13 protein-coding genes are annotated in these 12669 nt (G+C 48.0%); 8 read left to right on the top strand and 5 right to left on the bottom strand.

Annotation, left to right across the window (positions count from 1 at the left end; translation table 11 throughout):
* The first annotated feature begins 1 nt into the window (after position 1).
* Positions 2-301: a YhbY family RNA-binding protein gene (locus tag HNR50_RS17775; RefSeq protein ID WP_184748225.1), complete on the top strand. Its 300-nt coding sequence runs from the start codon at positions 2-4 to the stop codon at positions 299-301.
* A gap of 2 nt (positions 302-303) precedes the next feature.
* Here the strand turns inward: HNR50_RS17775 and HNR50_RS17770 are convergent, their stop codons facing one another.
* A complete protein-coding gene (locus HNR50_RS17770) occupies positions 304-789 on the bottom strand; it encodes a deoxycytidylate deaminase (protein WP_184748142.1) in 486 nt (161 codons plus the stop codon).
* Between the two features lie 102 nt (positions 790-891).
* Between HNR50_RS17770 and HNR50_RS17765 the strand changes: the two genes are divergently transcribed.
* Positions 892-1251: a hypothetical protein gene (locus HNR50_RS17765; protein WP_184748141.1), complete on the top strand. Its 360-nt coding sequence runs from the start codon at positions 892-894 to the stop codon at positions 1249-1251.
* A 7-nt stretch (positions 1252-1258) separates the two neighbouring features.
* Here the strand turns inward: HNR50_RS17765 and HNR50_RS17760 are convergent, their stop codons facing one another.
* Together HNR50_RS17760 and HNR50_RS17755 are read right to left on the bottom strand one after the other, a co-directional pair.
* A complete protein-coding gene (locus tag HNR50_RS17760; protein WP_184748140.1) occupies positions 1259-1441 on the bottom strand; it encodes a hypothetical protein in 183 nt (60 codons plus the stop codon).
* 45 nt (positions 1442-1486) lie between these two features.
* Positions 1487-2659 (bottom strand): polysaccharide deacetylase family protein, encoded by a 1173-nt coding sequence (locus HNR50_RS17755; protein WP_184748139.1) that lies wholly within the window; start codon positions 2657-2659, stop codon positions 1487-1489.
* 247 nt (positions 2660-2906) lie between these two features.
* On the opposite strand from HNR50_RS17755, the gene HNR50_RS17750 reads away from it, so the two are divergent.
* The 3 genes from HNR50_RS17750 to HNR50_RS17740 all read left to right on the top strand — a co-directional run bounded on the left by HNR50_RS17750 (position 2907) and on the right by HNR50_RS17740 (position 7489).
* Complete coding sequence (locus HNR50_RS17750; RefSeq protein ID WP_184748138.1) at positions 2907-4610, top strand: glycoside hydrolase family 9 protein; 1704 nt, start codon at positions 2907-2909, stop codon at positions 4608-4610.
* Between the two features lie 141 nt (positions 4611-4751).
* On the top strand, positions 4752-6140 hold the full coding sequence (locus HNR50_RS17745) for a TldD/PmbA family protein (protein WP_184748137.1): 1389 nt from the start codon (positions 4752-4754) through the stop codon (positions 6138-6140).
* Complete coding sequence (locus tag HNR50_RS17740) at positions 6137-7489, top strand: TldD/PmbA family protein (RefSeq protein WP_184748136.1); 1353 nt, start codon at positions 6137-6139, stop codon at positions 7487-7489. Before HNR50_RS17745 ends, HNR50_RS17740 begins: the two co-directional genes overlap by 4 nt.
* Before the next feature lie 38 nt (positions 7490-7527).
* On the opposite strand, the gene HNR50_RS17735 is transcribed toward HNR50_RS17740, so the two are convergent.
* Positions 7528-9021, bottom strand: a complete 1494-nt coding sequence (locus tag HNR50_RS17735; RefSeq protein ID WP_184748135.1) for a sigma-54-dependent Fis family transcriptional regulator — start codon at positions 9019-9021, stop codon at positions 7528-7530.
* Positions 9022-9207: 186 nt separating this feature from the next.
* Here HNR50_RS17735 and HNR50_RS17730 point away from each other — a divergent pair, with 186 nt between their 5' ends.
* Positions 9208-9855, top strand: a complete 648-nt coding sequence (locus HNR50_RS17730; RefSeq protein WP_184748134.1) for a peroxiredoxin — start codon at positions 9208-9210, stop codon at positions 9853-9855.
* 53 nt (positions 9856-9908) lie between these two features.
* On the opposite strand, the gene HNR50_RS17725 is transcribed toward HNR50_RS17730, so the two are convergent.
* On the bottom strand, positions 9909-10286 hold the full coding sequence (locus tag HNR50_RS17725) for a pyridoxamine 5'-phosphate oxidase family protein (RefSeq protein WP_184748133.1): 378 nt from the start codon (positions 10284-10286) through the stop codon (positions 9909-9911).
* 211 nt (positions 10287-10497) lie between these two features.
* Between HNR50_RS17725 and HNR50_RS17720 the strand changes: the two genes are divergently transcribed.
* Both HNR50_RS17720 and glmS read left to right on the top strand, forming a co-directional pair.
* A complete protein-coding gene (locus tag HNR50_RS17720) occupies positions 10498-10770 on the top strand; it encodes a hypothetical protein (protein ID WP_184748132.1) in 273 nt (90 codons plus the stop codon).
* 36 nt (positions 10771-10806) lie between these two features.
* Positions 10807-12636, top strand: a complete 1830-nt coding sequence (gene glmS, locus HNR50_RS17715; RefSeq protein ID WP_184748131.1) for a glutamine--fructose-6-phosphate transaminase (isomerizing) — start codon at positions 10807-10809, stop codon at positions 12634-12636.
* Positions 12637-12669: the final 33 nt, after the last annotated feature.

Here is a 12669-nt window from a genome sequence, read left to right as displayed (position 1 = left end):
AATGGAATTAAAAGGTTATCAGAGATCTTATCTGACAAAAGAAGCCCACGAAATAAAACCGGTTGTTATGATCGGGCGCAACGGAATGAGCGATCAGGTCATTAAAGCGGTGAACGAGGCTCTGGACATACACGAACTGATCAAGGTCAAGTTTATCGACTTTAAAGAATCACGTCACGATCTGGCCGGCGTTATCGCCGAAAAGACAGAGTCCCTTCTGGTCCGCGTTGTGGGTAATATAGCTATCTATTACAGAGAGCACAAAGAAAAAGATAAAAGAAAGTACAGAATTCCCCGCTAGCTTTACTGATTATCGTACTGCTGGACTTCATTGAGCTTGTATTCCAGCTGTACGCCCGCATCGGCGAACATCGTCTCCGATTCGGCGCCGGCATGATATTTCTTTTCACAGACGACCCTGACAATCCCGCAATTGATTATCAGCATGGCGCAGGTCCGGCAGGGTGTCATGCGGCAGTATAGCGTTGCCCCTTCGATGGAAATGCCTCTTTTCGCCGCCTGGCAGATCGCATTCTGTTCGGCGTGAACCGTGCGGACACAGTGGTGGCTTTCGTGGCCGTCTTCGTGAACAACCGTTTTGAACTGATGGCCGGCTTCATCGCAGTGGGGAAGCCCCTGGGGAGCACCGACATAACCTGTGGCCAGTATCTGTCTGTTCTTGGCGATCACGCAGCCGCTCCGGCCCCTGTCGCAGGTAGCCCTTTTGGAGATTGCTTCGCAGACTTCCATAAAATAATCATCCCAGCTCGGTCTTGCATAGTCGCTCAAAAGATTCCTCCGTCCGTCGGTTTCGGTATCTGTACTATATCATAATCGCTTAAAAAAATATATGCTGTTCATCCGGGATTTAAATCCCCCTGGAGGTACAGTATGGAATCGCCTTTTTACAGAGGATTGAAAAAAATAAAAAAGAATCATTTCGCCGGCAAGGTTAATGATGTGGAAGCTGAAATCAAGGAGATGCTCTACAGGAATCTCAATTTGGATGACAGCGTCTGCGATGATATTTTTTTCCGGTACTGCTCGGAAAAAGAGAATCTCTTTGATTCAGCTGAAATCCTGGCGGATATCGTCGATCTTTTTAACCGCCAGTATGACGAAGATACCGATCCTCTGACAGAAGAGGACTGGATATACGTTCGAAACATCGTCGATGCTTCGGCCGAAGAGATGGATATGGATGTGATTACTTATATTATGCGATTGATTGTGGATCGCGGATTGTACTGACCGATTTTCAATTGAAGCGGGAATTGATGTAATTCATTATGATTTCGTCATTGATATAGCCAAGATCAATGGCGATTTCACCGAACATCCGTTCATCGCCCTCATTCTGTTTTTCTATAACCTGGTTCCTCTGTTCTTGTGTCATAGCTCCGATCCTGACAAGACCTTCGCCTATTTTTTCAACTGCCATCGAGTCGCCTCCGTTACTACCATTGTATAGTCTTATGGATTTCCGTCAATACGGTTTTATTATAACACTGTTCCCGTCAGGGGGAATATCGAGAAAAAGTTTGCCGCCATTAATGCGGCTTCGGATCCTGCCGCCTTCCGAATCGTACGCTTCTGCGCTTTCCCAGTTCTCAGGGATACTGAGGCTTAGAGACAGGGGGATATCGTATTCGGAATCATCCAGATCATCATCCAGAGTCAGAATCAGGGAATCGGAAGAATTTTTTATATGGAGATCAGCGGCATCTCTCTCATATATGTACTTTGATACCGTTGCGAAAGTTTCTATCCAGAATCCCCTCCCGATTATATAGTCAACAATAATTCTAAAGTCTTTTTCCGGGAGAGCGCTCCAGCCCAGTTCATCTTCACCGGCGCGCAGCGACTGAACACCGTGGAAAGAGGTGACGAACCAGGACCCTCTGTTGAGAATATCTTCCGCCACACCCATCCACTGATCGGAGCTGTGACCGTTGAGAATTCCAAGAGCATTGACGGAGTACATATTCATCGGCGGATCAGAGGGTATTCCCCCTTTTCTGTCATAATAATAGGAAATTACACCATTACCGGATCGTGCGGAGATATAGTATTGCGATGCGGCCTTCATGGTCTCATCGGTTTCTCTCCAATGAGGCCAGCAGAAAGTTTCCACAACAGTTCCGGGAATTTCTGCTTCGATCAGATTGCGGCTCTCTCTGAATTCAAGATCGAAATCGATCTCTCCGCGACTCAAATCAATATGGCTCATGCTGTGGCTTCCGATCTCATGGCCCGAAGCGGCTATTTCCGAGGCTTCCTGCCAGGACATCATTCTTCTGCTGGTTCCGTGATCGTTCCAGATTCCTGTGCCGATCAGTCCCGCAGCCAGATAGAACGTTCCTTTGACCCCTTTTTCCTCCAGTACCGGCCAGGCAGTCGAGTATTGATCATAAGTGCCGTCATCAAAAGTCAGAGAAGCTGCGGCCCGGCTGAAACCGTGCCAGCGCGCCACGGTAGCATCAAAATCAAAATCTCCGGGGATCCTGTATTGCTCTTCCTGGAAATTCCGGGAAAAAGGCGGCATTTCAGAACCAGCTGTATCATCTTCTCCTTCGGTTTCAGGAGGAATGAGACAGGATGCTGCCGGAATCAGGATGGAAATAAAAACTGCAGTTCTCATGAGCCGCTTCATGTTCATGTATTGAATAGTAATGATTCGATTAGCTGATGTCCATAGAGGAAAAAGGACGGTTCTTCTATAATGGAAGATAAAGTTCTGGAAAAATGATTGGCGAAAACTGGACAAAGGAAGTCCAGGCCTCCGTATTCCGCACATGCAATCGTGAAAAGTCTGTATCAAACTTGCCAGAATTGGTGGTTTATGCTATTGTTGAATTAGTTTTTACGTGAAAATAGATAAGATAAAATGAATAAGGGTATAAAATATGAACATTTTTGTTAACCATATCGGCTACGGTCCGGAGGACAGAAAGCAAGCCGTTATAGAAGGACCGGAAAAGCTGGCGACATCGGCCGTTTCTCTTGTAAACAGGGAATCCGGAGCCGTTGTCTGGACCGGGCAGCCTCAGCAGAAAGGAGGGGTCGCCCGATGGAAAGACTGGAACTTTCTCATTATTGATTTTTCCGAAATTAAGGAAATCGGCCGGTACTTTTTCCAAATGAATGCGGATGGGAAGATTATAACATCCGAGCCCTTTCGCATAGGTGAAGATTTGCTGCGGGAGACCACAATTTCCGATCTTCTCTACTATTTCAAAAGCATGCGTTCTTCCGGCAATTACGACAGGCAGGACAGCGCTGTTCCCCTATTCGGAACAGATAAAACTGTCGATGCCCACGGCGGCTGGTATGATGCATCGGGCGATACGAGCAAATATCTGAGCCATCTCAGCTATGCCAATTATCTCAATCCCCAGCAGATTCCCATGGTTGCCTGGAATATGATAGATGCACTTGAAGAAATGAGGGCCGCGGGAAAGCTGACCGGCAGCGAAATGGAGAAGCGCTTTATCGAAGAGATTCTCCAGGGTTCAGATTTTATCATGCGCATGCAGGATCCGTCGGGCTTTTTTTATATGACGCTCTTCGATCAGTGGTCGAAAGATCTGAAGAAAAGGATGCTCTGTTCCTATACGGGTCAGGATGGAAAGAGATGGGAATCCTATCAGGCCGGATACCGTCAGGGCGGAGGGGTAGCCATAGCTCTCCTGGCGAGAACCGCGGCGATTGGAGCGGAAGGGGATTACGGTCGCGATGACTACCTCAAAGCGGCCGTCCGGGGATTCGACCATCTGGAAGAGCATAATATTTCCTACCTGGACGATGGAAGAGAGAATGTCATAGACGATTATTGCGCTCTTCTGGCCGCATCGGAATTGTTTGCCCTTACCGGCGAAAAGCGTTTTCTCGATGCTGCGGAAAAAAGAGCGGCCAGCCTGTCGGGGCGGGTGAGGTCAGACGGCCCCTACAGCGGATGGATCAGCGCCGATGGACAGGACAGACCTTATTTTCATGCGGCCGAAGCGGGGCTTCCCGTTCTATCTTTAATCCGTTATCTCGAGTGCGCCTCATCGGCGGATCGGAAAGACAGAGATTCGGTTTTAAGCGCTGTCAGGAAAATCATGGAGTTTGAACTGTCAATTACCGGAGAAGTGAATAATCCTTTCGGTTATGCCCGCCAGTATACAAAGGCGGAAGACCGTGAAGCATCGGGAGCATTTTTCATCCCCCATAACAACCCTTCGGGTTATTGGTGGCAGGGGGAGAATGCGAGGCTCGCATCGCTGGCTTCGGCGGCCTTAAAGAGTGCCCGGTTGTTTAAAGAAGAGAGTCAGTTGACTGTTGATTTAAGAACCTACGCCCTGGACCAGCTCAACTGGATTCTGGGATGCAACCCTTTCAATATGTGCATGATGCAGGGGCACGGTGCCAACAATCCTCCTTATGAGAGAGACTTTATCAATAATCCCGGAGGGATCTGCAACGGCATAACTTCCGGGTTTGACGATGAGGAAGATATCGATTTCGCTCCCCGGGGTGCGGGACAGCTCGGAGATCATTCGTGGCGCTGGGGTGAACAGTGGATCCCCCATGCGGGATGGTTTTTACTGGCCGTTTCGCTGCTTTAGTTCGTCTAATTTATTTTATCAGACCGGTAGTATCTTTTCAGGGGCATGAATGATACTGCCGGTTTTTTATTTTTGTTCATTATTTGACTGCTGAACCTATGAGTGTTAGATTTGTATCAACTTATTTCAAAAGGATTAGCTATGTACTCACAGGAATTCTATAACAAGCTTCTGTCCATGGCTCTGAAGAACGGAGGCGATTACGCCGATGTATTCGTGGAAGATACGAATGACACGGTTCTTCTCTTCGACAGCGGCAAAGTCAAGTCCATAAATACAGGTCTTATAGCCGGAGCGGGTATCCGGGTGATTATGGGCGGAAAAAGCGTCTATCTCTATGCCAGCAATGCCGATGAGCAGAAGCTCCTCAATCTGGCCGAAACAGTCGCTCAGGCTGTAAAATATGATAAACGGGGGAATCTTGGAGATCTGACTCCTGTTTCTCTCTCCAATGCCCACAACATCAGGATTCTCCCTTCATCGGTTGACCTGAGAGACAAACTCGAGATTCTTTCCCGCGCCGATACCGCAGCGAGAGATCATTCGTCTAAAATTCAGGAAGTCATTGTCCGCTACTGGGATAACTCCCAGAACGTAACGATCGCCACATCGGAAGGCAGGCTCGTCAATGACAAAAGAATCCGCACCCGTCTGGCGGTTACGGCCGTCGGTGTAGAAGGCGATAAAAAGGAAACAGGCTTTTTCGGGCCCGGCAAGGCTCTGGGATTTGAGCTCTTCGACCGCTATACTCCCGAATCCATCGCCGAGGAAGCCGCGCGGATAGCCCTTGTCTCCCTTGAAGCGGGAGCGGCTCCTCAGGGGAAAATGCCGGTGGTTATGGATAATGCTTTCGGAGGCGTTATCTTTCATGAAGCCTGCGGCCATGCGCTTGAGGCCACGGCTGTTGCGGATAACGCGTCGGTCTTCTGCGGCAAACTGGGACAGCAGATCGCCAATCCCATTGTCACGGCCATTGATGACGGAACCCTTCCCAATGAGTGGGGTTCCCAGAACTTCGATGACGAGGGGATGCCGACTCAGAAAAACGTCCTGATCGAGAACGGGATTCTCAAATCCTATATGGTCGATAAGCTTGGATCCTTGAAGATGAATCATCCCGTTACAGGAAGCGGAAGAAAAGAGTCATACAAATATGCACCCACATCGCGTATGACCAACACGTTCATCGCTCCGGGAAACAGCACGCTCGAGGAAATGATTTCCACTATCGACAACGGGCTCTACTGCCGCAATATGGGCGGCGGATCAGTGAACCCTCCGACAACAGATTTCAACTTTGCCGTTGCCGAGGCTTATCTGATTAAGAACGGAAAAATCGATCGGCCTGTCAAAGGGGCTTCTCTTATCGGAAAGGGGTCGGACATTATTCAGAATATCGAAATGGTGGGAAGAAATCTCGATTACGGTACGGGAATGTGCGGTTCCGAATCGGGGTCCATTCCCGCCAATGTAGGCCAGCCGCCCATAAAAGTGACCGGTCTGGTCGTCGGCGGACAGGAGGGGTTATGATGAGCAGCAACGCAGAACTTGTAAAAAAAGCCTTAAAAGATAGAAAATTCGAAGAAGCTGCGGAAATCTATTTTTCCTCCTCTTCTAAAACCAGTATAAAAGCTCACGAAGGCGAAATAGCTTCATTCTCCTACGCCGAAACATCGGGACTTGGCGCCAGAGTGGTTCTTGGCAACAAAATGGGGCTTTCCTTTACGGAAAAAGTAAACGGGGAGAATATTGCTGTCTCACTGGATAAAGCCAGGGAAAACGCCACATACATTCCCGATGATAAGGGATACGCCATTTTCGAGAGCGATGAGGAAAGGGTTTATGACCGTTTTAAAAGCGCTGATCTCCACAAGGTTTCGGTCGAGCAGAAAAAAGAGCTGGCTCTGGAAATCGAAAAATACGCCAAAGCCTATGATGAGAGAATCATAAACGTACCGGAAGCGATATACAGCGATGTGGCCAATGAGCGGATTGTAGCCAACTCTTACGGCCTGTGTAAAACCGAAAAAGCTTCTCTCTGTTATGCCTACGCCTACCTTATGGCTTCCGACGGCAAGGATACGTCTGTCGGTTTCTACTTCCAGGGGGAAAAGAACTTTGCCGATCTCGATCCGAAGAAGATCGCGGAACTGGCCGCAGAGGATGCTCTTTGCAAGCTCAATGCCGAAGAAATTGATTCCGGCAGCTATCCCGTCATTTTTTCCGCATCCACGGCATCCAGTCTCCTCGGGGCTTTCATTAATTCCGCCGGAAGCGCTTTCTTCGGTGAGAATATACAGAAAGGCCGGTCAAAGCTGGAAGGCAAACTCGGCCAGCTTATAGCCGCATCGCATATCAATATTATTGACGACCCGTCCATATTCAGCATGGGAGCGGCTTCTTTCGATGATGAAGGTGTTGAAGCTTCGACTCAGTATCTCATCCGCAATGGCGTTTTTGAAACGGAGCTTCACAATCTCTACAGTGCGAAGCGCAGCGGCGTGGAATCGACAGGGAACGGGAGCCGCGGATATTCGTCTCCTCTTTCCACAAAGCTCTACTCTCCCTATCTTCAGCCTTCGGATAAAAAAGAAGAATCTCTTTTCGGCGAAGCGGAAGGGGGAATTTATATAACTGATGTAGAGGGTCTTCACGCGGGACTGAACCAGATCAGCGGAGACTTCTCTCTGGCGGCAAAAGGTTTTCTCATTGAAAATGGCAAAAAAGGTAAAGCCATTAAGAACATCACCGTCGCCGGGAATTTTTATGATCTTATAAAAAATATCATAGCCGTGGCGGATAATAACCGCTTCAACGATTACGCCGAATTCAGTTCGCCTTCTATTTATGTGAAGGCTTTGTCTGTGTCGGGTAAATAAATTTTATATGAAGGGGGTATTTCGGATACCCCCTTTTTCTACATCATCCCCAGCTTCTTCATCCGGCTTTGAAGCGTCGTCGGCTTCATTCCCAGCAATTCCGCAGCCCCGCCGCTGCCGTATATTTTCCCGTCTGACAATTTCAAGGCCATTTCTATATGCTGCTTTACCGCTTCGTCCATAGTGACGAACGGCATATCAGGTTTTTGTGTTTTTTTCGCATTTGCATCTTTGCGACCGGGACCGGGTAGTTTCCCTCCGCCCGGAGACAGATGCTCTTTCCTGATTATTCCGTCAGCCGCCATCAGGGCCGATCGGCGGATCACATTCTGCAGTTCTCTTACGTTTCCCGGCCAGGAATAGGAGAGGAGGCTCTCTATGGCATCGGATGAGAAATAATGATGCCGGTACGCTTCGCTTTCCCGGAGATTATTCAGTAACTGTTCCGCTATGACGATGACATCCTCGCCTCTGTCCCGGAGCGGGGGAAGAAAAAGAGGAAAGACGCCCAGTCTGTAGTAGAGGTCCTCTCTGAACAGTTCTTTCTCGACTTGTTCTTTGAGATCTTTATTGCTTGCGGCTATCACCCGGACATCACAATGCAAGGTTTTTTCGCCGCCGACTCTTTCATAAGTCCCTTCCTGGAGTGTTCTGAGGATTTTCGGCTGTATTTCCGCCGGAAGATCGGCTATTTCATCGAGAAAAAGGGTTCCTCCGTCTGCCAGTTCAAAACGGCCTTTCCGGCGGATTACCGCTGATGTAAAGGCTCCTTTTTCATGGCCGAAAAGTTCGCTTTCCGCCAGGCCGGCGTTGAGGGCGGAACAATTGAGCGTAATAAAGGGCTTGCCGCTTCTGGAACTCAGATCGTGAATTTTCCGGGCCACCACTTCTTTTCCCGTTCCTGTTTCTCCCTGAATCAGAACCGGGAGATCTGAAGCGGCCACTGTCCTTATGCATTCCAGAACGCGTTGCCATTCCGGTGAATTCCCGTAGATATCGCTGAAAACGCTTTCTTCCGGTCGGAGAAGAAAGTTCCTTTCCTCAATGAGATCTTTGTTTCTGGTAATCAAGGCAATAGAAGAATCCTTCTGGGCGATTATGACGGCAATGAGTTTTGATATGGTCCCGACAAAATTGACTATGGCCGGAGAAAATACGCCGCAGGCTCTGTTATCCAGTGTCAGCATTCCCAGCAGATAGTCTTTTACATATAAAGGCGCGACCAGACAGGAATGGGAATCCGGCAGATCAACTATATTGACATAGGTATCCTCGTGTTCCAGATCCTCGTCAAAGAGATGGGGTTCGTTGCGCTTTAATATCTGAGCCAGATCCTGTCTTTTGAGCAGATCGATTTTATAGGATTTGAGTTTGTCGTTAACCAGCGGCCCTGCTGCTCTTTCAACGGTCAAGTGGGAACTGTCATTCAATTTTAAAATAACAGCAAGCTCATAATTGAGCAGTTCTTCTAGAGACTGGAGTATAAGATCCAGCACTCTGTCGGGATGAACATCGATAAGCTGATCTTCCATGAGACTAACCTCCACGAAATATCGTCAGACCGATATTTCGTTACAATCATAACCGATATATCGTTGTTTTGTAAATATAATGAACTGTTGTGCATCAGCTTAAGGTTTTTGTCTGCCTAATAAAGTTGGCATGCCCTTTGCAATATGAGATGTATATGAAATTGAAAATTACCAAGGAGAACAAAAATGGAAGAAAAAACAATTAACATGCCTTTGCTGGGAGATGCCTTTCCCGAAATGACAGTAGCGACAACTCACGGGCCTAAAAATCTGCCCGGAGACTATAAAGGGAAATGGTTTGTCCTCTTCAGCCATCCCGCCGATTTTACTCCTGTCTGTACGACCGAGTTTGTCGGTTTCCAGAGAAAAGCGGAAGAGCTGAGCAAAATGGGTGTTGAACTGATCGGGATGTCAGTGGACCAGATCTTCAGCCATATCAAATGGGTTGAGTGGATCAAGGAAAAACTGGATGTGGAGATAACCTATCCCGTTATTGCCGCCAACGATACCATAGCCAATAAACTGGGGCTTCTCCATCCCGGAAAAGGAACCAACACAGTCCGCGCCGTATTCGTCATCGACCCGGAAGGTAAAGTCAGACTGACTATCTATTATCCCCAGGAGATCGGAAGAAATATGGATGAAATCGTCCGTGCCGTCAAAGCTCTCCAGGTTTCTGATAACAACGGAGTGGCCGTACCGGCGAACTGGCCTGAAAACGATCTTATCCAGGATAAAGTGATTATTCCTCCGCCCAACAATCAGAAGGATGCGGCAGAAAGACTGAAGAAGTACGAAGGCTATGACTGGTGGTTCTGCTACAGGGATCTGTAATCATATCAGTCAGATAGATGAAGGGAACCGCCTGAAAAAGGCGGTTCTTCTTTTTACAGAAGTTTTTCACTGCCCGAATAGACTTCTTCCACTTTCAAGGCGGCGGCAGCGTGTCCGGGATGTTTTTCCGGATTCCATTTTTTCATGTCTTCAAAAACCGGTCCTTCTTTGTGGTATTCCACTGAGCCCTTTATCTGATAAGCCTTTTTATCTTCGGTGATAAAGAGAATTGAACCGGTTGATCCCTCCAGGATATTGTCTCTCGTTTTTGCAAAATAATTATCTGCCACGATCAGCCGGTCTTCGCCATAGCGTGAAACGCATGTGGCATAAATGGCATTGGGTTTCCCTTTGCTGTCCACTGTCGTAAATATGACGGGACCATCCATTCTGTCCCAGGCATCGATAACCGTACGGGGTAATTTGGCCATAGTAAACTCCTTTATGTTTCTTTCTGAACCTAACACAGGCAGACCCGATGGTCAAATGTTTGTGCATATGCTAAATAAATAATTCTCTAAATGAAATTTTAGCTGGAAAAGATATATAATCTGCCCTAATTCGGGTAAATATTTGCTATTTAATACCCGATTTCGGTGCTTTTTATGGAAAAATGTTTTAAATAGGGCTATATATACAATAATGGCAAAAATGGAACTTGAAGAATCATTCAGGCAATATCTGCTTTCATCTTATCCCATAGACGAATCTCTTCTCAGTCATCTTCTCGATGATCTGGGAGAATACTTTCTCAAAGCTCCGCAGGAGTTCATAGTCCAGCGTCATCGACAGCTTCAGAAGCGGGGACTGAGAAATGAGGAAATATACAGAAAGATTCAGAGGGAGCTTCAATCCAGACCATTTGCCGGCCCTCAAATGAGTCTGAGACAGATAAGAAGGGTCATTTACGGATAAATTGAAGATCCGGGAAACAGCGAAAAGGAGAACATTATGTGCGGAATAGTCGGTTATCTGGGAGAAAGGGACGCGGTTCCCGTTCTTATGCAGGGGCTTAAGCAGCTCGAATACAGAGGATACGATTCATCGGGAATCGGTATCGTTCACAGAAAAAAAGTCAAAGTCATAAAAGAGAAAGGCAAACTCGCCATGCTCGAGAAACAGCTGACAGATAATCTGACCGCCAAAATCGGTATAGCCCACACCCGATGGGCAACCCATGGCGGCGTCACGCAGGAAAATGCCCACCCCCATACAGGACCGAAGGAAGAGGTTATCGTCGTCCATAACGGTATCATAGACAACTATGCCGGACTGAAAGAGAAACTTATTGCCGAAGGTAATGTTTTTAAAAGCGAGACAGACTCGGAAGTCGTTGCCCATCTGGTGGAGAAATATCTTGATCTGGGTCCTGAACAGGCGGTTTCCAAAGCCATTTCCATGATCAACGGAACCTATGGTCTTCTTTTCCTCTTCAGAGATCATCCCGATCTTATTATCGCCGCGAGAAACGGCAGTCCCCTCGTTATCGGAATCGGAAAGGATGAAATGTTCCTGGCTTCCGATGCCATGGCCTTCGCCGGTTACACCCAGCATGCCGTATTTGTCGATGACGGGGAGATGGTTATCCTCAATCCGAAGGGATACAGGATCATCAACAGCCAGAATCTGGAAATTGACAGAGATGTGGAACAGCTGGAAGTCGCTTCGGAAAACCATACGAAAGAGGGATATCCTCATTATCTCCTGAAGGAAATTCATGAACAGCCTGAATCGGTTTTCCGAGCCATGGGGCGAGGCGGACGTCTTCTTCCTGACTTCGGTTCGGCTCTTCTCGCGGGACTCAATCTGGAGAAACGGGATTTCTTCGATATCAAAAAAATCCATATCATCGCCATGGGGACGGCTTACTATGCCGGTGAGCTTGGCAAGTTCATTATAGAGGATCTGGCTCGCATTCCTGTAGAAGTCTCCGATGCTTCTGAAATGTGTGGAATGAACCCCATTGTCGATAAAGACACTCTTTTTGTTGCCGTAAGCCAGTCCGGCGAAACCAGAGATACTATCGCGGCCATACAGGAAATCCAGCAGAAAGGCGGACGGGTCGTCGGGCTTGTCAACACTGTCGGTTCGACTCTGGCCAGAATGACCGATGGCGGAGTGTATATTCATGCGGGATCGGAGATCTCTGTAGCCAGCACAAAGGCTTTTTCGAATCAGGTGACGGTTCTCATACTCATGGCTCTGATGATCGGACGGTCCAGGGATATCTCTCTGTCCAGAGGTCGCGAACTGGTTGCCGAGCTGAAAGCGCTTCCCGGAAAGATCCAGGATATCCTCGATCGGGGATCGGAGCTCCGGAATATGGCGGAAAAGCTCAAAGATTATCAATCCATACTCTATCTGGGTAGGGGTATCAACTATCCCGTAGCCCTTGAAGCGGCTTTGAAAATGAAGGAAGTCAGCTATATCCATGCGGAGGCTTACAGCGCGGGATCGCTCAAACACGGTCCGCTGGCCTTAATCTCCGAGGAAATGCCCTCCGTATTCATCTGTACAAGCGGCGATTATCAGGAAAAGACAATCAGCAACATTCAGGAAGTGAAAGCCCGGGGCGGCAAGGTCTTTGTTATTTCCAATTATAAAGACAGCAATCTGGAAAATCTTGCCGATGAAATCTTTATCGTTCCCGGATCGGATGAAGCCATTTCTCCTCTTCTGACAATTGTCCCCTGTCAGCTGCTCGGCTACTACACGGCTCTGGCTCTGGGCCGGGATATCGATCAGCCCCGGAACCTGGCAAAATCGGTAACGGTGGAGTAGGTTTCCTGTAGCATAGGTAAGGGTCTTATATGA

It is taken from the genome of Spirochaeta isovalerica (genome assembly GCF_014207565.1).
In the GTDB taxonomy this organism is placed as follows: domain Bacteria; phylum Spirochaetota; class Spirochaetia; order DSM-2461; family DSM-2461; genus Spirochaeta_F; species Spirochaeta_F isovalerica.
This window is presented reverse-complemented; position numbering and strand designations above follow the sequence as displayed.